22 protein-coding genes are annotated in these 25,148 nt (G+C 71.3%); 16 read left to right on the top strand and 6 right to left on the bottom strand.

Annotated elements, in window-relative coordinates; genetic code table 11:
* Positions 1–37: 37 nt before the first annotated feature.
* Genes J3P36_RS09190 through guaA form a run of 4 tightly spaced genes read left to right on the top strand, consistent with a single transcriptional unit; the run spans position 38 to position 4,724 of the window.
* Positions 38–1,768 carry a glycerol-3-phosphate dehydrogenase/oxidase gene (locus tag J3P36_RS09190; RefSeq protein ID WP_210507330.1) on the top strand — a complete coding sequence of 577 codons (1,731 nt, stop codon included), beginning with the start codon at positions 38–40 and terminating at the stop codon, positions 1,766–1,768.
* Complete coding sequence (locus J3P36_RS09185; protein ID WP_210507328.1) at positions 1,765–2,664, top strand: SURF1 family protein; 900 nt, start codon at positions 1,765–1,767, stop codon at positions 2,662–2,664. Before J3P36_RS09190 ends, J3P36_RS09185 begins: the two co-directional genes overlap by 4 nt.
* 4 nt (positions 2,665–2,668) lie before the next feature.
* Positions 2,669–3,112 (top strand): DUF3817 domain-containing protein, encoded by a 444-nt coding sequence (locus J3P36_RS09180; RefSeq protein ID WP_210507326.1) that lies wholly within the window; start codon positions 2,669–2,671, stop codon positions 3,110–3,112.
* Between the two features lie 7 nt (positions 3,113–3,119).
* A complete protein-coding gene (guaA, locus tag J3P36_RS09175) occupies positions 3,120–4,724 on the top strand; it encodes a glutamine-hydrolyzing GMP synthase (RefSeq protein WP_210507864.1) in 1,605 nt (534 codons plus the stop codon).
* Between the two features lie 520 nt (positions 4,725–5,244).
* Here the strand turns inward: guaA and J3P36_RS09170 are convergent.
* Entirely contained in the window at positions 5,245–6,054 is an 810-nt protein-coding gene (locus J3P36_RS09170; RefSeq protein WP_210507324.1) for a Bax inhibitor-1/YccA family protein, read from the bottom strand.
* 62 nt (positions 6,055–6,116) lie between these two features.
* The gene (locus J3P36_RS09165; protein WP_210507322.1) at positions 6,117–6,638 is read right to left on the bottom strand and encodes a hypothetical protein; all 522 of its coding nucleotides are present in this window, start codon (positions 6,636–6,638) and stop codon (positions 6,117–6,119) included.
* Between the two features lie 73 nt (positions 6,639–6,711).
* Between J3P36_RS09165 and J3P36_RS09160 the strand changes: the two genes are divergently transcribed.
* The 3 genes from J3P36_RS09160 (at position 6,712) to J3P36_RS09150 (ending at position 10,158) form a co-directional block, all read left to right on the top strand.
* The gene (locus tag J3P36_RS09160; protein ID WP_210507319.1) at positions 6,712–9,042 is read left to right on the top strand and encodes an ATP-dependent helicase; all 2,331 of its coding nucleotides are present in this window, start codon (positions 6,712–6,714) and stop codon (positions 9,040–9,042) included.
* 2 nt (positions 9,043–9,044) lie between these two features.
* Positions 9,045–9,464 carry a GNAT family acetyltransferase gene (locus J3P36_RS09155; RefSeq protein WP_307807022.1) on the top strand — a complete coding sequence of 140 codons (420 nt, stop codon included), beginning with the start codon at positions 9,045–9,047 and terminating at the stop codon, positions 9,462–9,464.
* Positions 9,465–9,603: 139 nt separating this feature from the next.
* Positions 9,604–10,158, top strand: coding sequence for a low molecular weight phosphatase family protein (locus tag J3P36_RS09150; RefSeq protein WP_210507317.1), 555 nt, complete (start codon positions 9,604–9,606; stop codon positions 10,156–10,158).
* 82 nt (positions 10,159–10,240) lie between these two features.
* Here J3P36_RS09150 and J3P36_RS09145 read toward each other — a convergent pair whose 3' ends face one another.
* Positions 10,241–10,588, bottom strand: coding sequence for an Lsr2 family protein (locus tag J3P36_RS09145; protein WP_210507315.1), 348 nt, complete (start codon positions 10,586–10,588; stop codon positions 10,241–10,243).
* Between the two features lie 271 nt (positions 10,589–10,859).
* On the opposite strand from J3P36_RS09145, the gene sucC reads away from it, so the two are divergent.
* The 8 genes from sucC to J3P36_RS09105 all read left to right on the top strand — a co-directional run bounded on the left by sucC (position 10,860) and on the right by J3P36_RS09105 (position 21,828).
* Positions 10,860–12,023 carry an ADP-forming succinate--CoA ligase subunit beta gene (gene sucC / locus J3P36_RS09140; RefSeq protein ID WP_210507313.1) on the top strand — a complete coding sequence of 388 codons (1,164 nt, stop codon included), beginning with the start codon at positions 10,860–10,862 and terminating at the stop codon, positions 12,021–12,023.
* A 23-nt stretch (positions 12,024–12,046) separates the two neighbouring features.
* Positions 12,047–12,934 carry a succinate--CoA ligase subunit alpha gene (gene sucD / locus J3P36_RS09135; protein ID WP_210507311.1) on the top strand — a complete coding sequence of 296 codons (888 nt, stop codon included), beginning with the start codon at positions 12,047–12,049 and terminating at the stop codon, positions 12,932–12,934.
* A 50-nt stretch (positions 12,935–12,984) separates the two neighbouring features.
* Positions 12,985–14,220, top strand: coding sequence for a DUF6350 family protein (locus J3P36_RS09130; protein ID WP_210507309.1), 1,236 nt, complete (start codon positions 12,985–12,987; stop codon positions 14,218–14,220).
* Between the two features lie 9 nt (positions 14,221–14,229).
* Positions 14,230–14,820: a phosphoribosylglycinamide formyltransferase gene (purN, locus tag J3P36_RS09125; protein WP_210507307.1), complete on the top strand. Its 591-nt coding sequence runs from the start codon at positions 14,230–14,232 to the stop codon at positions 14,818–14,820.
* Entirely contained in the window at positions 14,817–16,421 is a 1,605-nt protein-coding gene (gene purH / locus J3P36_RS09120; RefSeq protein ID WP_210507305.1) for a bifunctional phosphoribosylaminoimidazolecarboxamide formyltransferase/IMP cyclohydrolase, read from the top strand. Before purN ends, purH begins: the two co-directional genes overlap by 4 nt.
* 257 nt (positions 16,422–16,678) lie before the next feature.
* Positions 16,679–17,920: a dimethylargininase gene (ddaH, locus tag J3P36_RS09115; RefSeq protein ID WP_307807021.1), complete on the top strand. Its 1,242-nt coding sequence runs from the start codon at positions 16,679–16,681 to the stop codon at positions 17,918–17,920.
* 225 nt (positions 17,921–18,145) lie between these two features.
* The gene (locus J3P36_RS09110; protein WP_210507303.1) at positions 18,146–20,020 is read left to right on the top strand and encodes an ABC transporter ATP-binding protein; all 1,875 of its coding nucleotides are present in this window, start codon (positions 18,146–18,148) and stop codon (positions 20,018–20,020) included.
* The gene (locus J3P36_RS09105; protein WP_210507302.1) at positions 20,017–21,828 is read left to right on the top strand and encodes an ABC transporter ATP-binding protein; all 1,812 of its coding nucleotides are present in this window, start codon (positions 20,017–20,019) and stop codon (positions 21,826–21,828) included. The genes J3P36_RS09110 and J3P36_RS09105 overlap by 4 nt, the downstream gene beginning before the upstream one ends.
* Before the next feature lie 68 nt (positions 21,829–21,896).
* On the opposite strand, the gene J3P36_RS09100 is transcribed toward J3P36_RS09105, so the two are convergent.
* Entirely contained in the window at positions 21,897–22,220 is a 324-nt protein-coding gene (locus J3P36_RS09100; RefSeq protein WP_210507301.1) for an MGMT family protein, read from the bottom strand.
* On the bottom strand, positions 22,220–22,672 hold the full coding sequence (locus J3P36_RS09095; RefSeq protein WP_210507300.1) for a GNAT family N-acetyltransferase: 453 nt from the start codon (positions 22,670–22,672) through the stop codon (positions 22,220–22,222). The genes J3P36_RS09100 and J3P36_RS09095 overlap by 1 nt, the downstream gene beginning before the upstream one ends.
* Before the next feature lie 129 nt (positions 22,673–22,801).
* On the opposite strand from J3P36_RS09095, the gene J3P36_RS09090 reads away from it, so the two are divergent.
* Positions 22,802–24,028 (top strand): NADP-dependent isocitrate dehydrogenase, encoded by a 1,227-nt coding sequence (locus J3P36_RS09090; protein ID WP_210507299.1) that lies wholly within the window; start codon positions 22,802–22,804, stop codon positions 24,026–24,028.
* 536 nt (positions 24,029–24,564) lie between these two features.
* Here J3P36_RS09090 and J3P36_RS09085 read toward each other — a convergent pair.
* Positions 24,565–25,035 carry an Hsp20/alpha crystallin family protein gene (locus J3P36_RS09085; RefSeq protein WP_210507298.1) on the bottom strand — a complete coding sequence of 157 codons (471 nt, stop codon included), beginning with the start codon at positions 25,033–25,035 and terminating at the stop codon, positions 24,565–24,567.
* Positions 25,036–25,148 lie beyond the last annotated feature (113 nt).

The following is a 25,148-nucleotide window of genomic DNA, read 5'->3' as shown; positions in this document are numbered from 1 at the left end:
CTGTCCGGCGCGGTGCAGCCGGATGGACGGAGGAATCATGGCGCAGGGCAATTCCGTCACTCTCTCGTCGAAGCTCGGCCCCGAGGAGCGGGCCTCGGCGATCTCCGCTCTCAAGGAGCGCGAAGTCGACATCCTCGTGGTGGGTGCGGGCATCGTCGGCACCGGCGCCGCACTCGATGCCGTGACTCGCGGACTGAGCGTCGGCCTCCTCGAGGCTCGGGACTTCTCGTCCGGCACCTCGAGCCGGTCGTCGAAGCTCGTGCACGGCGGGATCCGCTACCTCGAGCAGCTCGACTTCGGCCTCGTCCGCGAGGCGCTCATCGAGCGCGGGCTGCTCCTCCAGCGCCTCGCACCGCACCTCGTGAAGCCGGTGCGCTTCCTGTACCCGCTCACGCACCGGGTCTGGGAGCGGTTCTACATCGGCGCCGGCATGGCGCTCTACGACATCTTCAGCTGGACGGGCGGCCGCCCGCCCGGCGTCCCGCACCACCGCCACCTGACGAAGAGGCAGATGCTCCGGGCGATCCCGAGCCTCCGCCGCGGCGCCTTCACCGGAGGCCTCACCTACTACGACGCCCAGGTCGACGACGCGCGCTACAACGCGGTGCTCGCGCGCACGGCGTCCTTCTACGGCGCCCACGTCGCGAGCCGCGTCCGGGTCGAGGGCTTCCTCAAGGTGGGCGAGCGCGTGGTCGGCGTGAAGGCCCACGACCTGGAGTCGGGGGAGCGGTTCGAGGTCCGCGCCAAGCAGGTCGTCAACGCGACCGGCGTCTGGACGGACGAGACCCAGGCGATGGTGGGGGAGCGCGGCCAGTTCAAGGTGCGTGCCTCGAAGGGCATACATCTCGTCGTGCCCCGCGACCGCTTCCAGTCGAAGATGGGCATCATCCTCCGGACGGAGAAGAGCGTCCTCTTCGTCATCCCGTGGGGCCGGCACTGGATCATCGGCACCACCGACACCGACTGGCACCTCGACAAGGCGCACCCGGCGGCGACCGCGGCGGACATCGACTACGTGCTGGAGCACGTCAACCAGATCCTCGCCGTCCCGCTGACCCGGGACGATGTCGAGGGGGTCTACGCCGGCCTCCGCCCGCTGCTCGCGGGCGAGTCGGAGCAGACGTCGGCGCTGTCCCGCGAGCACGTCGTCGCGCACGCTGTGCCCGGGCTGGTGGTCGTCGCCGGCGGCAAGTGGACGACCTACCGCGTCATGGCGAAGGATGCGATCGACGCGGCGGCGGACGCCCTCGACGGCCGCGTGCCCGAGTCGGTGACCCAGGACATCCCGCTGCTCGGTGCGGAGGGCTACCAGGCCGCGTGGAACAAGCGCGGCAAGATCGCCCGCCACTTCGGACTGCACAAGGTGCGGGTCGAGCATCTGCTGAACCGGTACGGGGTCCTCACCGACGAGATCCTCGACCTCATCAAGGCGCGGCCGGAGCTCACCGAGCCCCTGCCCGGCGCGGACGACTACATCCAGGCCGAGGTCCTCTACGCGGCCAGCCACGAGGGCGCCCTGCACCTCGAGGACGTGCTCGCCCGCCGAACGCGCATCTCGATCGAGGCATGGGACCGCGGCGTCTCCGCCGCGCCGGTCGCCGCCCGCCTGATGGCGGAGGTGCTCGGCTGGGACGAGGCCCGCATCGACAAGGAGGTGCAGACCTACCTGCGCCGCGTGCAGGCGGAGCGGGAGAGCCAGCTGCAGCCCGACGACGAGTCCGCGGACCGGATCCGGCTCGGCGCCCCGGAGATCGTGGCGGCCACGTGACGGAGTCCCGGCGGACGACCCCGGAGGAGCGCCGCGCGCTGCTCGCCGTGATGGCGCGCCCGCGCTCGATCGCGCTGTTCGTGCTCGCTATGGCGGTCGCCGTCGTGTTCGCCCTGCTCGGGCAGTGGCAGCTGAGCAGGGCGTCGCAGAACGGGCACGTGGTCGGCGAGCCGGTCGACGACGTGCGGCCGATCTCCGAGGTCGTCCAGCCGGAGGTGTTCACGCCCGCCAGCGCGGTCGGGCAGCTCGTGTCGGTGAGCGGCAGCTGGGTGGAAGGCGACTTCCTCGTGCTGCGCGATCGCATCGATCAGGGCCGCAGCGGCTACTGGACGGCCGGCCACTTCCGCACCGAGGCGGGCGACACGCTCGCCGTCGGCCTCGGCTGGACGGAGGACCGGGATGCGGCGCTCGCCGCCGCGGATCGCTGGAACTCGGACGCGGCCGACCTGCCCACGGACCTCGAGGGCCGCTACCAGACGGGCGAGTCGCCCGAGGAGCCGGACCCCGACGACCCGCTGCCCGCGGAGATGTCGGCGGCGGCCTTCGTCAACCAGTGGGCCGACCCCGGCCCCGCATACCCCGGCTACATCACCCTCCGCGAGGCGCCGTCCGCCCTGGAGACCATCGACTCGCCGGCACCCGAGGTGGAGGTGGAGCTCAACTTCCTCAACCTCTTCTACGCGGCGGAGTGGGTGCTCTTCTCGGGCGCCGCCATCTACATCTGGTACCGCCTCATCCGCGACGTCTACGAGAAGGAGCGGGAGGAGGCGGCTCTCGCCGCCGCCGGGCCGGATCCGGGGTCCGACCGCGACGCCGAGGACGACGCGACCGGTGAGGGCGGGAGCGCGGGCGGTGCCGTCCCCGCCGGGTCCGCTCAGCGTCCGCCCGTAGACTGAGGGCATGCCCGCCGAGCCGCGAACCAGCGATTTCCCGAAGATCCGGAGGACGCTCGCGATCTACCGGGTTCTCGCGTACGCGACCGGTGTGATGCTCCTCATCCTCGTCGTCGAGATGATCCTCAAGTACGGCTTCGGACTGGAGGCGGACCTCGGCGGCGCGAACGGGTTCCTCGCGCTCGTGCCCGTCGACGGCCACACCGGGATCAACCTCAGCCTCGTCGCGCAGATCGCGCACGGGTACTTCTACCTGGCGTACCTCGTCGTCGACTTCGTGCTCATCACGTTCCTCCGCTGGCCGATCACGCGCTTCCTGCTGATCGCCGCGGGCGGCGTGGTCCCCCTGCTCTCGTTCTTCACCGAGCGCCGCATCACGCGCGAGGTGGGCGACTACCTCGCCTCGCGCGAGGCGGCCGCAACGCCCGTCCCTTCGGAGGCCCGCCATTAGCGACAGCATCCCCGTCAGCCCGGAGACCCCGGAGCCCGCATCCGGCACGGATGCGCGGCCCGTCCTCGTCGTCGACTTCGGCGCCCAGTACGCGCAGCTGATCGCGCGGCGGGTGCGCGAGGCGAACGTGTACTCCGAGATCGTGCCGCACACCGCCACCGCGGATGAGATCGCCGCCCGCAACCCCGCCGGCATCGTCCTGTCCGGTGGCCCGTCGAGCGTCTACGAGGAGGGCGCCCCGGAGCTCGACCCCGGCATCCTGCAGCTCGGCGTCCCCGTGCTCGGCATCTGCTACGGCTTCCAGGCGATGGCGAAGCAGCTGGGCGGCGAGGTCGCGCACACCGGGCGCCGCGAGTACGGCTCCACGCCCGTCGAGGTGAGCCAGGCCGGCTCGCTGCTGGAGGGCGTCCCCGTCGACCAGACGGTGTGGATGAGCCACGGCGACTCGGTCGCGAAGGCTCCCGACGGATTCCAGGTGCTCGCGAGCAGCGCGGCCACCCCCGTCGCGGCCTTCGCGAGCGACGAGCGCAAGCTGTACGGCGTCCAGTGGCACCCCGAGGTGAAGCACTCGCCCTACGGACAGGCCGTCATCGAGAACTTCCTCCACCGCGCCGCCGGCCTGCCGGGCGACTGGAACAGCGGCAGCGTGATCGCCGAGCAGGTGGAGCGCATCCGTGCCCAGATCGGCGACGCCCGCGTCATCTGCGGCCTCTCCGGCGGAGTCGACTCCGCCGTCGCGGCCGCCCTCGTGCAGCGCGCCGTCGGCGACCAGCTCACCTGCGTCTTCGTCGACCACGGCCTGCTGCGCAAGGACGAGGCACGCCAGGTGCAGGAGGACTACGTCGCCGCCACCGGCGTCCGCCTCGTCACCATCGACGCCGAGGACCGCTTCCTCGACGCCCTCGCCGGCGTCAGCGACCCGGAGCAGAAGCGCAAGATCATCGGCCGCGAGTTCATCCGCACCTTCGAGGACGCCGCCGAGGCGCTCGTGCTCGAGGCGAAGGCGGAGGGCGGCAGCAGCATCAAGTTCCTCGTGCAGGGAACCCTGTACCCGGACGTCGTCGAGTCCGGCGGCGGCACCGGCACCGCCAACATCAAGTCGCACCACAACGTCGGCGGACTCCCCGAAGACCTCACCTTCGAGCTCGTCGAGCCCCTTCGCACCCTCTTCAAGGACGAGGTGCGCGCCATCGGCCGCGAGCTCGGGCTCCCCGAGGTGATCGTCGCCCGCCAGCCGTTCCCCGGTCCCGGCCTCGGCATCCGCATCGTCGGCGAGGTCACCCGCGACCGCCTCGACCTCCTCCGCGAGGCCGACGCCATCGTCCGCGAGGAGCTCACCGCCGCCGGCCTCGACAGCGAGATCTGGCAGTGCCCCGTCGTGCTCCTCGCCGACGTCCGCTCCGTCGGTGTCCAGGGGGACGGCCGCACCTACGGCCATCCGATCGTGCTGCGCCCCGTGTCCTCCGAGGACGCGATGACGGCCGACTGGACGCGCCTCCCGTACGACCTCCTCGCCCGCGTCTCCAACCGCATCACCAACGAGGTCGCCGGCGTCAACCGCGTCGTGCTCGACGTCACGTCGAAGCCGCCGGGGACCATCGAATGGGAGTGATCCCCCACTCCTGACAGCTCGTCCGCGGGGGCGGGGTGGTCCATTTTCAGCTCAGACATTGGCGCGCAAGCATGCGCGCCAAAACTCGCAAGAAAATGGACCACCCCGCCCCCGCTCTGTCTGTCCGCAGCGGTGCAGGCCGGTAGCTGGGCGATTCCGTCGGACTCCTGCGGAGCCCTCCGGAATCGCCGCCTCCGGGCCCTTATGCGCCGATTGCTACCCGAAACACCGAAAGCCCCCGTTGCCCAGGGTGCATTCGGTGCTTCAGGGCGCACTCGGTGAGTAGGAGCGCCCCGGAAGCTAGACGCAGCGCGACGGACGCAATGCGACCCTGCATCCGACGGAACCCGCTCCGGCAACGCGAGCCGCACCTGCTGCGCGTATTAAGCCGAAGAAACCCGCACCCGCTGGAACCGCCGTTACCTCGGACTTAGCCCCGCAGCAAACCCGAAGAACCCCACGAACGAGGAAAGGCGGCCCCCCGCAGGGGACCGCCTTCCGGTGGTGTGGATCCGGCCGCTTACTCGCGGGTGAGGGCGAAGATGCGGAGGAACTCGACGTACAGCCACACGACGGTGACCATGATGCCGAAGCCCGCCTGCCAGCCGAACTTCTGGGGGAGGCCCGTCTCCACGCCGCGCTTGATGAAGTCGAAGTCGAGCACGAGGGAGTAGGAGGCGAGCAGCACCGCGAAGATGCCGATGATCACGCCGAGCGGGATGCCCATGATCTCGATCGACGAGTTCAGGCCGAAGGCGCCGCCCGCGACCGGGGCGTTGAAGACCATCAGCAGCACGTTCACGAGCGAGAACGCCGCGTAGCCGATCATCGCGACGAGGAAGATCTTCGTCGCACGGGCGGACGCGCGGACCTTGCCGCTCGCGAACAGGGCGAGCACCACGCCGACGGTGACGAGGGTGGCGAGCACGGCCTGGACGACGACGCCCGGCCACGCCATCTCGAAGAACGCCGAGATGCCGCCGACGAAGAGGCCCTCGAACGCGGCGTAGGCGATGATCAGGCCGGCCGACGGCTGGCGCTTGAACGTGTTCACCAGCGCGAGGACGAAGCCGACGATCGCACCGAGGATGAACAGGGGCGGGAAGAACCAGCCCACGGCCGCACCCACGAGCAGGACCGCGAAGAGGCTCACCGTCTTGACGATGGTGTCCTCGTACGTCATCCGGCCGGTGTCGGTGGGGCTGGCGGACGGACGCGAGTAGAGCGCGTCGAGCTCGTCGGCGCTCGGCGTGTTCACGCGAGCGGCGACATCACCACGCCCGTTGAAGGCGGGGCTGTTGGCGAATGCGGGATTGCTGGACGATGCCATGGCTCCTCAGATCCCTCTGATCGGGACGGTCCCGAACAGGGAAGGTGATTACTGCTCTGATTTTAGCGATCCGCGAGTGAATTTGCGCTGATAGGACGGGCAGATCTCACGCTCAGAGCGGACGCCGCCCACGCCGCGGCGACGGCGACCGCCGCGGTGCCCGCGAGCACCGGCAGCCGGGCCGCGTAGGGGCCCGCCACCTGGGTGACGAGGACGCCCGCGAGGGCGGGCGCCAGGGCGAGCGGATACACCCGGCCGGGTCGGCGGCGCACGAGCAGCCACAGCGCGAGCGGCACCGCCATGAGAGCGGCGAGCTGCGGCAGGAGCGTCATCAGCAGCAGCGCCGAGACGCTCGCGACGGCGGCGAGCAGCCGCCGCCCGCCCGGGGCGGGGAGGATGAGCCATCCGGTGACGTGCCCGGCCGCGCCGGCGAGGCCGACCGGCATCGTGTACGCGGTGGTCGGCAGCAGGAGGGCGGCGCCCGCGAAGATCAGGGCGAGCCCGAGCACCTGCCGGGTGCGGTAGCCGGACCAGCGGAGGGGCAGCAGCGCGTTCGGCTCGGCGGAGGCGGGACGCTCGCTCACCCGGTCACCGTATCGCGCGGACCGTCGCGTCCCGGCCCCGCTGTCGGACCCCTCGCTTAGACTCGATGGCCTCATGAGCACCCCTGCCCTCGCCTCCTCGCCGCTGCTCGAGGGGCTCAACCCACAGCAGCGCGAAGCCGTCCTCTACCGCGGACCGGCGCTGCTGATCGTCGCCGGCGCGGGATCGGGCAAGACCCGCGTGCTCACCCACCGCATCGCCAGCCTGCTCGAGTCGCGGGAGGCATGGCCGAGCCAGATCCTCGCCATCACCTTCACGAACAAGGCCGCGAGCGAGATGCGGGAGCGCGTGAAGGCGCTCGTCGGCGGCGCCGCCGAGGGCATGTGGATCTCCACCTTCCACTCCGCCTGCGTGCGCATCCTCCGCCGCGAGGCCGAGCAGTTCGGCTACAGCCGCAACTTCACCATCTACGACTCCGGCGACACCCGCGCCCTGCTCAAGCGGATCATCAAGGAGCTCGAGGCCGACGTCCTCGGCTTCACCGTGCCGGTCGCGGCCGCCAAGATCTCGAAGCTCAAGAATGAGCTCTCGGACGTCGAGACCTACGCCCGGCAGGCGAACTTCAACGACCCCAACGAGGTCATGTTCGTCGAGATCTTCCGCCAGTACAGCCGCGCGCTGTCCGCGGCGAACGCGTTCGACTTCGACGACCTCATCAGCCAGACCGTGTACCTGTTCCGGGCCTTCCCGCACGTCGCGGCGATGTACCAGAAGCGCTTCCGGCACATCCTGGTCGACGAGTACCAGGACACGAACCACGCCCAGTACGCGCTCATCCGTGAGCTCACCCGCGAGCCGGCCGAGCTCGAGCCCGGGCTGATCGCCGCGGTCGAGCCGGCGTCGCTCACCGTGGTCGGCGACTCGGACCAGTCGATCTACGCGTTCCGCGGGGCGGACATCCGCAACATCGTCGAGTTCGAGCGCGACTTCTCGAACGCGAAGGTGATCCTGCTCGAGCAGAACTACCGGTCGACGCAGAACATCCTGAGCGCCGCGAACTCGGTGATCGCGAACAACTTCGACCGCGTCGACAAGAAGCTGTGGACCGCCGACGGCGACGGCGAGAAGATCGTCGGCTACACCGGCTATTCGGGCCACGACGAGGCGCAGTTCGTCGCCGACGAGATCCAGGCGCTGCGCGACCGGGGCATGGCCTATCACGACATGGCCGTCTTCTACCGGACGAACTCGCAGACCCGCGCACTGGAGGAGATCTTCATCCGGTCCGCGATCCCGTACCGGATCGTCGGCGGCACCAAGTTCTACGAGCGGGCCGAGATCAAGGACGCGATGGCGTACCTGATCGCGGTCGCGAACCCGGCGGACACGCTGGCCGTCCGCCGCATCCTCAACACGCCGAAGCGCGGCATCGGACCGGCCACCGAGACCCAGCTGGCCACCTATGCCGAGAAGAACGAGCTCACCTTCCGCGAGGCCCTGCGCCACGCGCCGGAGCTGGGGCTCGGACCGAAGGTCACGGCGGCGATCACCGCGCTCTCCGACCTGCTCGACGAGGCCTGGGCGCTCTCGACGCGGCCCGTCACGGCGCCCGGCGACGGCGTGCCCGAGGTGCTCAGCCTGCTGATCAGCAAGAGCGGCTACCTCGACGCCCTCCGTTCGTCCCGTGATGCTCAGGACGAGGCGCGCGCCGAGAACGTCGAGGAGCTCGTCGCGGTGACGAAGGAGTTCCAGCGCAACAACCCCGAGGGCACCCTGCTCGACTTCCTCACCGAGGTCTCGCTGGTCGCCGCCGCGGACGACCTCGACGACCGCAGCGGCACCGTGTCGCTGATGACGCTGCACACCGCGAAGGGCCTCGAGTTCGAGGCGGTGTTCCTCACCGGCGTCGAGGAGGACCTGCTGCCGCATCGGATGTCGGCGGGCGAGCCCGGCGGACCGGCCGAGGAGCGGCGCCTGTTCTACGTCGGCATCACGCGCGCCCGGAAGCGGCTCTTCCTGTCGCTCGCGATGACTCGCGCCCAGTACGGCGACGTCGCGGTGGCGATGCCGAGCCGCTACCTGCAGGAGATCCCCGCCGAGCTCATCGACTGGCGCCAGTCGCCCGGCATGGCCACCAGCCGCGGCGGCACCCAGCCTCGCGCCCTCAACGCCCGGCGGGACGGCTACGGCGGCGCGTACAGCGTGCCCGCCGAGCGTCCGGCACTCAAGCCGAAGACCGAGTGGGCCAACAAGGTGACCGGCCAGGTGCGCGACAACGGCGACCTGGTGCTCGCCGCCGGCGACCGCATCAAGCACACGGACTTCGGCGAGGGCAGAGTGAGCGCCGTGACGGGCGAGGGCGCCAAGCGCATCGCCGAGGTGCAGTTCGACACCGCCGGGCGCAAGCGCCTGCTGATCAAGGTCGCGCCGATCGAGAAGATCTGAGCGTGCGGCTCCGCGCCTTCGACCGGTCGGACACCGACGCGGTCGTCGCCCTGTGGGAGGAGTGCGGGCTGACCCGGCCCTGGAACGATCCCCGACGGGACATCGAGCGGAAGCTCGCGGTGCAGCCGGAGCTGTTCCTCGTCGGCGAGGACGAGGGCGAGCTCATCGCCTCCGCGATGGCCGGCTATGACGGACATCGCGGCTGGGTCTACTACGTCGCCGTCGCGCCCGACCGGCAGGGGAGCGGCCTCGGACGGCTGCTGCTCGCCGAGGTCGAGGCCCGGCTGACCGCACTCGGCTGCCCGAAGGTCAACATCCAGATCCGCTCCGGGAACGGGAAGGCGGCCGGATTCTGGTCCGCTCTCGGCTATGCGGATGATTCCGCTTCCGGCATGGGGAAGAGACTGATTGCGGACGCCTGAGAGTTCCCGGTTTCCTCATTCCGCTCGTGCCGCTTTACGCTCTGAACCTGGACACGCGGGACCGCCGCAAGGAGGAACGAGACATGAGTACGCCGCGCCGCATCCCCGGTCGCATCCAGCAGCGGAGGGGCCGGCGGCGGTGACCGCGGCGCCGTTCCCGGTGCTCCTCGTGTGCACCGGCAACATCTGCCGGTCGAGGATGGCCGAGCTCGTGCTTCGCGCGGGGGTGACGGGGAACGCCGTCGAGTTCTCGAGTGCGGGCACGCTGGCGAACCCCGGCGTGCCGATGACCGACGAGGCGCTCTCGACGGCGGTCTCGCTCGGCGGCGAGCCGGACGGCCGCACGTCGCGGCGCCTCACCCGCGACCTCGTCGCGGGGGCCGGTCTGGTGCTCACCGCGTCGCGGGAGCACCGCGCCCGGGCGGTCGAGCTGTTCCCGCGGGCGTCCGCCTACACGTTCACGCTGCGGCAGTTCGCGCGGCTGCTCGAGCTGGCGCCGCTGCCCGAGGTCGCGGACGGGCGGCAGCTGGTGGCGCAGGTCGCGGCTCGGCGGGGGTACGCGCCTCCGGCGCCCGCGGATGCCGACGACGTGCCGGACCCGTACCGACGGCCGCTCGCTGTCTACGCGGCTGCCGGCGATCTGATCGGTCAGGCCGTCGCGACGATCGCGCCGGCGCTTCGGCGTCTGCGCTGAGAAGCCCCGGCCCCCGAGGGGTCGAGGCGGGGTCGAGCGGACCCCGGCCGCGAGGACCGGGGCCGCTCAGAGGAGCCGAGGCTCAGCGAGCCTGCTCGAACGCGTCCTGGATCTCCTTCGAGATCCGGCCGCGGTCCGACACGGTGTAGCCGTTCGTGCGGGCCCACTCGCGGATCTCCTGGAGGCGGTTTCCGCCGCCCCCGCTGCGGGAGGACTGCGAAGGAGCGGCGCCGCGGCGCGACTGGCCGGTGGGGCGGGCCTTCGAGATGAAGGGGTCGAGGGCCGCGGCGAGCCGGTCGCGGTTCTCGGAGGAAAGGTCGATCTCGTAGGACTTCCCCTGATAGGAGAATGCGACGGTTCCACCGGAACCATCCGTGATGACGGTGCCGTCGAGATCGTCGACGGTCTCAACAATGACTTTCTGTGCCACGGGAATCTTCTCAATCGTGAGGGGCGACAAGGCCATGAATCGGCGGAGATCTCCGCGCCGATTAGTGTAGGGATAAACGGCGCAGAAGCGCGAGTCGAACGGCAATTCAATATTGCTGTGATAAGGCAATTACTTCGGTGAATTGCGGTCGCCCACGGCGCCGAACCCGCGGAGCGGCGAGCGGCGCGGGGTCGGGAGGGTAGAGTTCTCCTGTCCCACTCGGGCGGCGCGTCGCCGTCCGACCCGCTCCAAAAGGACCCGGAAGACAAGCGTGGATCTATACGAGTACCAGGCCCGTGACCTGTTCGAGAGTTACGGGGTTCCCGTACTCGCCGGCATCGTCGCCGACACCCCCGCCGAGGTCCGCGCCGCGGCCGAGAAGCTCGGCGGCACCGTCGTCGTCAAGGCGCAGGTGAAGACCGGAGGCCGCGGCAAGGCCGGCGGCGTCAAGGTCGCGCACAGCCCCGCCGAGGCGGAGGAGCTCGCGGAGGACATCCTCGGCCTCGACATCAAGGGCCACGTCGTGCGCCGCGTCATGGTGGCCGCGGGCGCCCGCATCGCCCAGGAGTTCTACTTCTCGATCCTCCTCGACCGTGCGAACCGCTCCTACCTCTCGCTCTCGAGCGTCGAGGGCGGCATGGACATCGAGCAGCTCGCGGTCGAGAAGCCCGAGGCGCTCGCCCGGATCGCGATCGACCCGCTTGCCGGCATCGACACCGAGAAGGCCACCGAGATCGCGCGGGCCGCGCGCTTCCCCGAGGAGCTCTTCGACCGGATCGTGCCCGTGATCGAGCGCCTCTGGTGGGTCTACCGCGATGAGGACGCCACGCTGGTCGAGGTGAACCCGCTCGTGCTCACCGAGTCGGGCACGATCATCGCCCTCGACGGCAAGATCACCGTCGACGACAACGCCGTGTTCCGCCACGAGAACCACGCGGCGCTCGCCGAGGCCGGCGACGTCGACCCGCTCGAGGCGAAGGCCAAGGAGAGCGACCTCAACTACGTGAAGCTCGACGGCGAGGTCGGCATCATCGGCAACGGCGCGGGCCTCGTCATGTCGACGCTCGACGTCGTCTCCTACGCCGGTGAGCGCCACGGCGGCGTGAAGCCCGCCAACTTCCTCGACATCGGCGGCGGCGCCTCCGCGGAGGTCATGGCCGCGGGCCTCGACGTCATCCTCGGCGACCCGCAGGTGAAGAGCGTCTTCGTCAACGTCTTCGGCGGCATCACCGCGTGCGACGCGGTGGCCAACGGCATCGTCGGCGCGCTCGGCAAGCTCGGCGACGCGGCCACGAAGCCCCTCGTCGTCCGCCTCGACGGCAACAACGTCGAGGAGGGCCGCCGCATCCTCGCCGACGCCGCCCACCCGCTCGTCACCGTGGTCGACACCATGGACGACGCCGCGGACAAGGCCGCCGAGCTGGCGAACGCCTGAGCCGAGCAGAAGGAACAAGGAACATGTCGATTCTTCTCGACGAGAACTCGAAGATCATCGTCCAGGGCCTCACCGGCTCGGAGGGCACCAAGCACGCCGGCCGGATGCTGCAGTCCGGCTCGCAGATCGTCGGCGGTGTGAACCCGCGCAAGGCCGGCACGCAGGTCGAGATCGAGGGCCGGTCCCTGCCGATCTTCGGCAGCGTGACCGAGGCGATCAACGGGACCGGGGCGAACGTGTCCGTCGTGTTCGTGCCGCCCGCGTTCGCGAAGTCGGCGGTGATCGAGGCGATCGACGCCGAGATCCCCCTCGTCGTCGTCATCACCGAGGGCATCCCGGTGAAGGACTCCGCGGAGTTCTGGGCCTACGCGAAGCAGAAGGGCGGCGCGACGCGCATCATCGGCCCGAACTGCCCGGGCATCATCAGCCCCGGCAAGTCGAACGCGGGCATCATCCCGGCGACCATCACCGAGGCGGGCCCCATCGGCCTCGTGTCGAAGTCGGGCACCCTGACCTACCAGATGATGTTCGAGCTGCGCGACATCGGCATCTCGACCGCGGTCGGCATCGGCGGCGACCCGATCATCGGCACCACCCACATCGACGCGCTCGCCGCGTTCGAGGCGGACCCGGAGACGAAGGCGATCGTCATGATCGGCGAGATCGGCGGCGACGCCGAGGAGCGCGCTGCCGACTTCATCAAGGCGAACGTGACCAAGCCGGTCGTCGCCTACGTGGCGGGCTTCACCGCCCCCGAGGGCAAGACGATGGGCCACGCCGGCGCCATCGTCTCCGGCTCGTCGGGCACCGCGCAGGCGAAGAAGGAGGCCCTCGAGGCCGCGGGGGTCAAGGTCGGCAAGACGCCGAGCGAGACCGCCGCCCTCATGCGCGAGGTCTTCGCGTCCGTCTGACGGGGTTTCACCCGGCCGGGGCGCGGATGCGCGGTTAGGCTCGCGATCGCATGAACCGCCCACTCACCGCGCTCCTGGCCGGGCTCGAGTCCCTTCTCGTCGTCGGCATCGGCTTCGGGGCGCTCCTCGTCCCGCTCACCGCGCTGTGGGCGTTCCAGTACGAGCTCGGCGTCGACTGGGGCGTGTTCTACCGGGCTGCCGCCGACACGTGGCTGCTCGGGCACGGAGTGGATGTGCGCTTCGCGCTCGACCCAGCGCTCGCGTCCGCCCTCGGCCTCGCCGGCGCGGCGGACGCCTTCACGGTGACGATCGGCGCCCTCGGCCTCGCCCTGGCCACGGCCCTGCTCGCCGCGCGCACCGGCAGCCGGCTCCAGCACACGGACCACCCGCGGCTGGCGCTCACGGTCGCCGTCGTGGTCTTCGCCCTGCTGTCCGCCGTGCTCGTCTTCACCGCCGGCACTCCCGCCGCCCAGCCTTCCCGCTGGCAGGGGGTGCTGCTGCCGACGGCCGTGTTCGTCGCAGGACTCGCGGTCGGCTGGCGGCTCCGCACCCGGGGCGAGCCGGGCAGCCTGCTCGCCCGGGCCGGGATCCGCGGCGACCGCGCCGCCCTGCTGCGGGAGGGCGCCCGCGCCGGCGCCGCCGCCGTGGCGTCGCTCCTCGCCGCGTCCGCGGTGCTCGTCGCCGTGCTGCTCGCGTTCGGCTACGCCCAGGTCGTCACGATGTACGAGTCGCTGCAGGGCGACGTCCTCGGCGGGGCCGCCCTGACCCTCGGTCAGCTCGCTATCCTGCCCAATCTCGTGCTCTGGGCGGCCGCCTGGCTCGTCGGGCCGGGCTTCGCGATCGGCGCCGGCTCCTCCGTGTCGCCGCTCGGCACCGTCCTCGGCCCGGTGCCGGGACTGCCGATCCTCGGCGCGCTGCCGGCGGGCGACCTCAGCTGGGGCTTCCTCGGCCTGCTCGTTCCGCTCGTGCCCGCCTTCGTCTGCGCGGCGCTGCTCCGCCCGCGCCTCGACCGGGCGCTCGGGCTTCCCGCCTCTCCCGTCGAATGCGCCGCCGCCGGCGCCGCCGCGGGCGCCACGGGCGGTCTCGTGCTCGGGCTCCTCACCTGGGCGGCGTCCGGCTCGGCGGGCCCGGGCCGCCTCTCGGAGGTCGGGGCGTCGCCGCTGCTCGTCGGTCTCGTCGCCGCGCTGGAGTTCGCCGTCGCCGTGACGCTCGGGCTCCTGTCGAGCCGCCGTCGCTCGACCGAGCCGCTCCCCGCGACATCGCTGGAGCACGAGCTGCGCCGGTAGGCTTTCCGGGTGCTGTCGCTCGTCGTGCTCATCTCGGGCGGCGGTTCCAATCTGGCCGCCCTGATCGCCGAGGCCGAGCATGCCTCCTACCCCGCGCGCATCGTCGCCGTCGGCGCCGACCGCGACGCGGACGGCCTGCTGTTCGCCGAGCAGCACGAGATCCCGTCGTTCACGGTGCCGCTGTCGTCCTTCGAGACGCGCGAGGAGTGGGGCCGGGAGCTGCTCCGGCAGATCGAGCAGTGGCGCCCCGACCTCGTGATCCTCAGCGGATTCATGCGGCTCCTCCCCGCCGAGGTGGTCCGCGCGCTCGCTCCGCGCCTTCTCAACACGCACCCGGCGTACCTTCCGGAGTTCCCGGGCGCCCACGCGGTTCGCGATGCGATGCAGGCGGGCGTCGCCCAGACCGGAGCGAGCGTCATCATCGTCGACGAGGGCGTCGACACCGGACCGATCCTGGCCCAGGAGCGGATCCCCGTCCTGCCGGGCGACGGCGAGGACGAGCTGCACGAGCGCATCAAGGTCGTCGAGCGGCGACTGCTGGCCGACGTCATCCGCCGGATCGCCGACGGAACCATCCGACTCGAGGAGTACGCCCGATGAGTGGCCCCCGCATCGACCCCAGCCTCTACCGGGAGCGGGACGTCGTCCCCATCCGCCGGGCCCTGCTCTCGGTGAGCGATAAGACCGGGCTCCTCGAGCTCGGGCGCGCGCTCGCGGACGCCGGGGTCGAGATCGTCTCCACCGGCTCCACCGCCGCCCAGCTCCTCGAGGCAGGCGTGCCGGTCACCGAGGTCGCGGCCGTCACCGGCTTCCCGGAGTCCCTCGACGGGCGCGTGAAGACCCTGCACCCGTCCGTGCATGGCGGCCTGCTCGCCGACCTGCGGCTCGAGGACCACGAGCGCCAGCTCGACGACCTCGGCATCCGCCCGTTCGAGCTCGCGATCGTCAACCTCTACCCGTTCGCGCAGACCGTCGCCGCCGGTGCGCCCGCCGGCGAAGTGATCGAGCAGATCGACATCGGCGGGCCCGCCATGGTGCGCGCCGCCGCGAAGAACCACGCGAACGTCGCGATCGTCGTGTCCCCCGACGGCTACGGCGAGATCCGCGACGCACTCGCCTCCGGCGGGACCACCCTCGAGCAGCGCCGCCGTCTCGCGGCCGCCGCCTTCGCCCACACCGCCGCCTACGACCGGCAGGTCGCCGACTGGATGGCGGGCGAGACCGGCCAGGCGGACCGCGTGCTCCGTGTCGAGGCGACGCTCTCCGCCCCCCTCCGGTACGGCGAGAACTCGCACCAGCGGGCCGCGCTCTACACCTTCGCCGAGGGCCGCGGCATCGCCCAGGCCGAGCAGCTCTCCGGCAAGGAGATGAGCTACAACAACTACGTCGACGCGGACGCCGCCGTGCGCGCCGCCTACGACTTCGAGCGGCCTGCAGTCGCGATCATCAAGCACGCGAACCCGTGCGGCATCGCGGTCGCCTCGGCCAAGGCCGTCGACCCGATCGCGTCCGCGCACATCCGCGCCCACGAGTGCGACCCCGTGTCCGCGTTCGGCGGCGTCATCGCCGCCAATCGCACGGTCACGCTCGGCATGGCGGAGCAGGTCGCGGACGTCTTCACCGAGGTGCTCGTCGCGCCCGACTTCGAGGACGACGCCCTCGCCGTGCTGCGCCGCAAGAAGAACCTCCGCATCCTGCGGCTGCCCGCCGACTACCGCCGCGAGATCCGCGAGTTCCGCCAGATCAGCGGGGGAGTGCTGCTGCAGACCGCGGACAGCTTCGACCAGGGCGTGAACTCCGCGCAGTCCGACTCCTCCGCCTGGCGCCTCGTCTCGGGCGAGGAGGTCGACGCGGCGACCCGCGCCGACCTGGAGTTCGCCTGGCGGGCCTGCCGTGCGGTCAAGTCGAACGCCATCCTCCTCGCGGACGCGGGCGCCTCGGTCGGCGTCGGCATGGGGCAGGTCAACCGCGTCGACTCCTGCCACCTCGCGGTGAATCGCGCCGGCGCACGAGCCCAGGGCGCCGTGGCGGCGTCGGACGCGTTCTTCCCGTTCGCCGACGGACTCGACGTGCTCCTGCAGGCGGGCGTCCGCGCCGTCGTGCAGCCGGGCGGCTCCGTCCGCGACGACGAGGTCATCGAGGCCGCCCGCCGCGCGGGCGTCCCCATGTACTTCACGGGCGAGCGCCACTTCTACCACTGAGCCACTTGCCGCCGCAGGCGGCGTCTCGACATCACACGAGGTGTCTTCGACCCAGTCACTCGAGTGCGGGGTTTCAGCGGACGTCGCGTGATTTCGAGACGCGAGCCTGCGGCTCGCTCCTCGATCACCGGGGTTGGTGCGCCTGCGGCCCGCTCCTCGATCACCGGGGCTGGTGCGCCTGCGGCTCGCTCCTCGATCACCGGGTGGGTGCGACGCGTGGAGCCGGGGGTCATCGGCGCCCCGACTAGGGTTGACGGGTGCTTTCGACCCCGCCCAGCCGGCGGCTGCTCCCGGCGCTCGTCGCCGCGGCGGCCGCGGCTCTCGCAGCCCACGCCGCGACCGTGTTCCTCCTCTTCGTCGCGAACGGCTTCACCGCGGAGCTGATCCCGGTCGCGAACGGCTACTTCGGGTTCGCCACGGTCCTCGTCTTCGTGCTGCTCGCCGTCGCGGGGTTGCTCGGGGCGTTCGAGCGCTTCCGGTGGACCGCGCTCGCCGCGGTGGTCGCCGCGCTCGGCGGCGCGCTGCTCGGCACCGCCCTCGGCGCCGTCCTCTCCGGCGTCGGGCTGTCGTCGACGCTCCTGTCCGGCGTGCTCGCGAGCCTGCTCGACGTCAACCTCGCCTTCGTGATCATGGTGGTCCTCGCCGCGCTCACCATCGCGCCCGCCGTGTACCGGGGCATCGCCGGCTCCCGGCCCGCCGTGCTGCGCGGCAGCGTCGCCACCGCCCTGGTCCGCCTCCCGTCGGCGAACCTCGCCGAGGGCGCCGTCACCTTCCGCGACCGCGAGCCGCTCGACTCCGCCCGCGCCGACGAGCAGTGGGCGGCCTATGTCGACGCCTTCCGCGAGGAGGGCTGGGACGTGGTGGAGGTGCCGGCCGCCGAGGGGATGGCCGACTCCGTCTTCGTCGAGGACACGGTCGTCGTGGCAGCGGGTCTCGCCGTGCTGACCCGGCCGGGCGCCGAGCACCGGCTCGCCGAGCTCGACGGCACCGAGCAGACGGTCCGCCGGCTCCGGCTGCCGGTCGCCCGCATCGAGGAGCCCGGCACGCTCGACGGCGGCGACGTGCTCATCGTCGGTGAGACCGTGTACGTCGGCCGCGGAGGCCGCACCAACGCGGAGGGCATCCGCCAGCTGCGCGCGCTCCTCGCGCCGCGCGGGCTCAGCGTCGTCGCCGTCCCGATGACGCGTGCCCTCCACCTCAAGACCGCGGCGACGGCGCTGCCGGACGGCACCGTCCTCGGCCACCCGGATGCGGTCGACGACCCGCGCGTCTTCGGCCGCTACCTCGAGGTGCCGGAGGCGGACGGCGCGAACATCGTGGTGCTCGGTCCCGACACCGTGCTCATGTCGTCGGCGGCGCCCCGGACCGCGGAGCTGGTCCGCTCCCTGGGCTACCGAGTGGTCGCGGTCGACCTGTCCGAGTTCGCGAAGGTGGAGGGCAGCGTCACCTGCCTGTCGGTCCGGCTCCGGCCCTTGCCGCAGTCGGGCGTGCGCCGCTAGCCTGGGAGGCTCGCCCGCCGCTGGGGCTGGCACGGAGCGAACCGGGAGGACGACATGGACACTGTCTCGAGCGGCACCGTCCTGCGCGCATCCACGGGCGCCGTGCCGACGGGCTTCGGCCCGCGCCTCGCGGCGGCCGTCACGCCGCGGAACTGACGCTTCCCCACTCTCCACTCCCCGTTCCGCCTTCTCTCCGGCCCCCACGAAGGGCCTCTAGGGATCCCCATGTCTGTCGACGCCGACCGGCCGTCCACGCCCCGCGCCCTCCGGCGCCTCCTCCCGTTCGTCCGCCCCGCCCTGCCGCGTCTGCTCGCCGGCATGGCGGCGGGCCTCATCGCCGGGCTCGTCGCGCTCGCCATCCCGCAGGTCCTGCAGGTTCTCGTCGACTCCGCGCTGCAGCAGGGCGACGCGAGCGCCGTGCTGCCCGCGACCCTCGTCATCGTCGGCCTCGGCGTGCTCGAAGCCGCCGCGATCCTCGTCCGCCGCTGGCTCGTGCTCACGCCGAACACCAAGGTCGAGGCGAGCATGCGCAACGCGCTGTACGAGCACCTGCAGGAGCTGCCCGTCGCCTTCCACGACCGGTGGCCGAGCGGTCAGCTGCTCTCCCGAGCGGTGCACGACCTCAACCTCATCCGCCGCTGGCTCGCGTTCGGCCTCGTGCTGCTCGTCGTCAACGGGGTCACCGTCGTCGTCGGCGCGGCGCTGCTGCTCGCCATCGACCCGCTGCTCGGCGGGGTCTTCCTCGTCAGCGCCCTGCCGATCTGGATCGTCGCGATGCGCTTCGAGAAGCGGTACAGCCGCGCGGCGCGCCGCAGCCAGGACCAGGCCGGCGACCTCGCGACCGCGGTCGAGGAGTCGGTCCACGGCATCCGCGTGCTGAAGGCCTTCGGCCGGGGACCGCACGCGCTCAAGAAGTTCGAGCGCCAGGCCGAGGAGCTGCGCGGCACCGAGATGGAGAAGGCGCGCGCGATCGCGTTCATCTGGCGCTGGCTGACGCTGATCCCGGACGCCACCCTCGCGGTGTGCCTGGTGATCGGCGTCGCGCTCGCCGCACAGGGCCAGGTGACCGCCGGATCGCTCGTCGCGTTCTTCGCGACTGCGACCGTGCTGCGCTTCCCGCTCGAGTCCATCGGCTTCCTGCTGTCCTTCACGCTCGACGCCCGCAACGCGACGGACCGCTTCTTCGAGGTGATCGACGAGCCGGTGCTCATCGGCGACCCCGCCTCCCCGGCGACGATCGAGAAGCCCGCCGGGCGCCTCGAGTTCCGGGACGTGCATTTCCGCTACCCGGACGCGCCCGACGGCGCGCCGGACCTCCTCGATGGCATCGACCTCGTGCTCGAGCCGGGGGAGACTATGGCGCTCGTCGGCCTCACCGGCTCCGGCAAGTCGACCCTGACCGCGCTGCCCACCCGCCTCTACGAGGTGACGGGCGGATCGGTGCTGCTCGACGGCGTCGACGTGCGCGACCTCCGGCTGGGCGAGCTGCGCCGGCACATCGCGATGGCGTTCGAGGACGCGACGCTGTTCTCGGACACGGTTCGCGAGAACGTGCTGCTCGGCAGCCGCGACGGCAGCGACGAGACGATGCGGGAGGCGCTCGCAGTGGCGCAGGCGCAGTTCGTCGACGACCTGCCCGACGGCGTCGACACCGTCATCGGCGAGGAGGGCCTCAGCCTGTCCGGCGGGCAGCGGCAGCGGCTGGCGCTCGCGCGAGCTGTGGCCGCGAAGCCGACCGTGCTCGTGCTCGACGATCCGCTCTCCGCGCTCGACGTCGAGACCGAGGAGCTCGTCGAGGCGGCGCTCCGCCGCGTGCTCTCCTCGACGACGGCGCTCGTCGTCGCCCACCGGCCGTCGACCGTCATGCTGGCGGACCGGGTCGCCGTGCTGGAGGAGGGCCGGATCACCGCCGTCGGGCGGCACTCCGACCTGCTCGCCGAGAACGAGCACTACCGCTTCGTCATCTCCAGCCTGGACGACGAGGATACGCGGGACGAGCCGCGGGACGGGGACGGCCCGCTCGACGGGCCCGAGGACGGGCAGCCGCGCGGCGACGAGGATCCCCGGATCGCCGATGAGAGGACGGAGGTGCGGGCATGAGCACCACCATGTCGGGCGTCGCCGGCGAGGACCGCGACGACCTCTCCCGTCAGGAGAGCCGGTCGATGCGGCTCCGGTCGCGCCGCCTGCTGCTCGAGCTGCTGCGACCCCTCCGCCGCTCCATCATCCTCACCCTCGTGGTCGTGGTGTTCGCGACGCTCGCTCAGGTGGCGGGTCCTGCGCTCATCGCGTTCGGGATCGACCGCGGCGTGCCCGCGCTCATCGACGGCGACGTCCTGCCGCTCGCGCTCGCCGGAGCCGGGTTCCTCGCCTCGAGTGCCGTCGGCGCCGTGCTGATCGGCTGGTACCGCATCCTGCAGGCGCGGATCAGCCAGGCGGTGCTCTTCGACCTGCGCCGGCGGGTGTTCCAGCACACCCAGCGGCTGAGCCTCGACTTCCACGAGAGCTACACGTCGGGGCGGATCATCTCGAGGCAGACGAGCGACCTCGACTCGATCCGCGAGCTGCTCGACGAGGGCATCGGCAACCTCGTCTCGGGCGCCTTCTACACCGTGTTCACGGCGGTGGCGCTCGTGCTGCTCGACGCCCCGAGCGGCCTCGTGCTCGCCGTCGCGCTGATCCCGCTGTGGTTCCTGGTCCGCTGGTTCCAGAAGCGGTCGCAGCGGCTCTTCCGGGCGACTCGCGTCGCCTCGGCGCGCATGATCGTGCAGTTCGTCGAGACGATGACGGGCATCCGCGCGGTGAAGGCCTTCCGCAAGGAGGGGCGCAACCAGCAGAAGTTCGGCGAGCTCGTGGAGGACTACCGCGGCGCGAACGCGAAGGTGTTCCGCCTGTTCGGCACCTTCGATCCGGGCCTCGTGCTCATCGGCAACCTGACGGTCGCCGGGGTGCTCCTGACGGGCGGAATGCGAGTCGCCGCCGGCGAGCTCGCGATCGGCGTCCTGCTCGCCGTGCTGCTCTACGTCCGCCGGTTCTTCGACCCGATGGAGGAGCTGGCGATGTTCTACAACGGCTACCAGTCCGCGTCGGCCGCGCTCGAGAAGATCTCGGGCGTGCTCGAGGAGCGCCCGAGCGTCGCCGACCCGGCGCGCCCGGTCGACCTGCGCGCGGCGCGGGGCGCCGTCGAGTTCGACGAGGTCGAGTTCGGCTACCGCGACGGCGCGGTGATCCTGCCGCGGTTCGACCTCGACATCCCCGCCGGCCAGACGATCGCGCTCGTCGGGTCGACGGGCGCGGGGAAGTCGACGCTCGCGAAGCTCATCTCCCGATTCTACGACCCCACCGCCGGATCCGTCCGGCTGGACGGGATCGACCTGCGGCAGCTTCACCCGAAGGACCTGCGCCGGGCGATCGTCATGGTGACGCAGGAGGCGTACCTGTTCTCCGGCTCGGTCGCCGAGAACATCGCGCTCGGCAGGCCGGACGCGACGCGGCAGCAGATCGTCGACGCCGCGAAGGCGGTCGGCGCGCACGAGTTCATCTCTGACCTGCCGCACGGGTACGACACCGACGTCAACAAGCGGGGCGGCCGCGTCTCGGCCGGGCAGCGGCAGCTGCTGTCGTTCGCGCGCGCCTTCCTCGCCGACCCGTCGGTGCTCATCCTCGACGAGGCGACGGCGTCGCTCGACATCCCGAGCGAGCGGGCGGTGCAGGACGCGCTGCAGACTCTGCTCGCCGACCGGACGGCGGTCATCATCGCGCACCGCCTCTCGACGGTCGCGATCGCCGACCGGGTGCTCGTGATGGACCGCGGCCGCATCATCGAGGACGGAACGCCCGAGCAGCTCATCGCGGGCAGCGGCCGCTTCGCGACCCTGCACGCCGCCTGGCGCGACTCCCTCGTGTGAGTCGCGCGGGTCGTGCGGACAACCTGCGCCGGTAGACCGTCGCGAGTCGTCCGCGCGACCCGCGCAGGCTACTCGGGCGCCCAGCGGGCGGCGGTGAGGTCGACGCGGTAGCCCGCGTCCGTCGGTGCCGGGAGCAGGGGAGTGCCCTCCTCCTCGTAGTGCTCGCGGGCGGTCGCCTCATGGCAGGTGGGCGGATGCCCGCCGGCGCGGATCACGCGCCACCAGGGGACCGACGAGCCGTGGTAGCGCATCACCATGCCCACGGCGCGGGCGCCCGGGCGGCCGAAGGTCCACGCGACGTCGCCGTACGTCATCACGCGGCCCGCGGGGATCTGTGCGACGAGGTCGAGCACCTGCTCGGTGTAGTCGCCCGGACGATCGAAGACCGCCATCAGAGCGGCAGCGCGCCGACGACCTCGCCGTACTCCGTCTCGCCGATCGGCGTGAAGCCGAGGCGCAGGAAGAACTCCTCCGGGCCGAGCTCGCCCGACTCCCAGATCACGGTCACGCGCTCGAAGCCGCGGCGCCGGGCCTCGTCGGCGAGCTGCTCCACCGCGAAGCGGCCGACACCGTGCCCCTGCGCGTCGGCGGCCACGTTGATCCGCCAGATGCAGCAGCGGAACTCCTCCCGCGTCGCGTCCGGGTCGAAGTTGCCCATGATGAAGCCGACGACCTTGCCGTCCTCGAGCACCACGCGGGGCCAGGTGGTCGACTGGTTCACGAAGGGCTCCGCCATGGCGTACGACAGCGGCGCCACGAACCGCTCCTGCCCCTGCTTGAGCGAGAGCGAGTTGGCGGCCGCGATGTTGCGCGCGTTGAGTTCCTCGAGGACGAGCGTGGCCATGCGCACAGGCTAGTGGCAGGCCGGTCGCCGCGCAGGGCGGAGATATCTCGACGTCGAGACATCCTGCCCGCCGGGTAAGCTGGAGCGCGGCCCCGGCCGGGCCGCACAACGAGCCGAGGAGCGAGCACAGTGGCAGCAGGCGAGAAGATCAAGGTCGAGGGCACCGTCGTCGAGCTCGACGGTGACGAGATGACGCGGATCATCTGGCAGAAGATCAAGGACAGCCTGATCCACCCGTACCTCGACGTGAACCTCGAGTACTACGACCTCGGCATCGAGAACCGCGACGCCACGGACGACCAGGTCACGATCGACTCCGCGAAGGCGATCCAGAAGCACGGCGTCGGCGTGAAGTGCGCGACGATCACGCCCGACGAGGCGCGCGTCGAGGAGTTCGGCCTCAAGAAGATGTGGCGCAGCCCGAACGGCACGATCCGCAACATCCTCGGCGGCGTCATCTTCCGCGAGCCGATCATCATCTCGAACATCCCGCGGCTCGTCCCCGGCTGGAACAAGCCGATCATCGTCGGCCGCCACGCGTTCGGCGACCAGTACCGCGCCACCGACTTCCGCTTCGACGGCCCGGGCACCCTGACCGTGAGCTTCCAGCCGCAGGACGGCGGCGAGGCCCAGTCGTTCGAGGTGTTCCAGGCGCCGGGCAGCGGCGTCGCGATGGCGATGTACAACCTCGACGACTCGATCCGCGACTTCGCCCGCGCGAGCCTCAACTACGGCCTCGCCCGCAACTACCCGGTGTACCTGTCGACGAAGAACACGATCCTCAAGGCCTACGACGGCCGGTTCAAGGACATCTTCCAGGAGGTGTTCGAGGCCGAGTTCAAGGAGAAGTTCGACGCCGCCGGCCTCACCTACGAGCACCGGCTCATCGACGACATGGTCGCCGCGTCCCTCAAGTGGGAGGGCGGCTACGTCTGGGCCTGCAAGAACTACGACGGCGACGTGCAGAGCGACACGGTCGCGCAGGGCTTCGGCTCGCTCGGCCTCATGACCAGCGTGCTGACAACCCCGGACGGCCGGATCGTCGAGGCCGAGGCCGCGCACGGCACCGTCACGCGGCACTACCGCCAGTACCAGCAGGGCAAGCCGACCTCGACGAACCCGATCGCCTCGATCTACGCCTGGACGCGCGGCCTCGCGCACCGCGGCAAGCTCGACGGCAACCAGGCGCTCATCGACTTCGCGAACACCCTCGAGGACGTCGTCATCACGACCGTCGAGTCCGGCGCGATGACGAAGGATCTCGCCCTCCTCGTCGGCCCCGACCAGGCCTGGCAGACGACGGACGAGTTCCTCGACACCCTCGACAAGAACCTCCAGGCCCGCATCAACGGCTGACCTGCTTCGTCGACGGAAGCGCCCGTCCCCTATGGGGGCGGGCGCTTCCGCTGTCTCCGGGTGAGGGGGTCGGTGGGTGGGCCGTCGGTGGTCGGTCAGTGGTCCGCGGGGGGGTCGGTGGGTGGGCCGTCGGCTGTGGTCCAGCAGGAGGAAGTGGTGCTCAGCAGGAAGAACGGGCGCGGTTCTGCCTGCTGAAGGTGTGCGGTGCCTGCTGAGGTTGGAGCGGTGCCTGCTGAGGACGTGCGGTGCTTGCTGAGGTAGGGCCGGTGCTTGCTGAGGACGTGCGGTGCCTGCTGAGGATGAAGCGGTTCCTGCTGAGGGCTTCGTGGTGCCCCCTCAGGAGCGGGACCGCGAGGCTCAGCAGGTGAACAAGATGCTCAGCAGGAAGAACTGGCCCGGTTCTGCCTGCTGAGGGCCCGCCGTGCCTGCTGAAGGGGGGCGATTCCCGCTGAGGGCCCGCCGTGGCCGCCGGAGCTCGACCGGAACGCGGAAGCGCCCGCCCCCGGTGAGGGCAGCGGGCGCTTCCGGATCAGAGGTCAGGACTCCGAGGACGTGCCCGACTGCTCGGTGCTGCTGCCGCTGCTGCTGCCGACGGTCAGGGTGTTGCCGCCGGCACCGCCCTGGACCTCGATCTTGCGGGGCTTCATTCGCTCGCTGACCGGGATCGTGACGCTGAGCACACCGTTCTCGTAGGAGGCGGCGATCCGCTCGGTGTCGATGCCCTGGCCGAGGTTCAGCTGGCGCAGGAACGAGCCGCTCTGCCGCTCGCGGGCGAGCCACTTCACGCCCTGGCCGCTCGTCAGGGTGCGCTCGGCGCGGATCGTCAGCAGCTGCCCGTCGACGTCGATGTCGACCGAGCCCGGGTCGATGCCGGGGAGGTCGGCGCTCAGCACGTAGTGGTCGCCGTCCCGGTACAGGTCCATCGGCATCAGCTTCGGGCCCCGAGTCTCGAACACGGAGCCGGCGAGGCGGTCGAGCTCGCGGAACGGGTCGAAGTTCATGGCCATGACAGGTTCCTTTCGTCGGGCCGCGGATGCGGCGGGTTCAGGGGTTGAGCCGCTTCGGCTCAAGTAGCTTCAGATTAGCACTCGACGGGGTCGAGTGCCAGATCTTCTCGAGG

This window comes from Naasia sp. SYSU D00057, from assembly GCF_017916505.1.
GTDB lineage: Bacteria > Actinomycetota > Actinomycetes > Actinomycetales > Microbacteriaceae > Naasia.
Note: the sequence above shows the minus strand (reverse complement) of the source record. Positions and strands in the feature narration are given on the sequence as shown.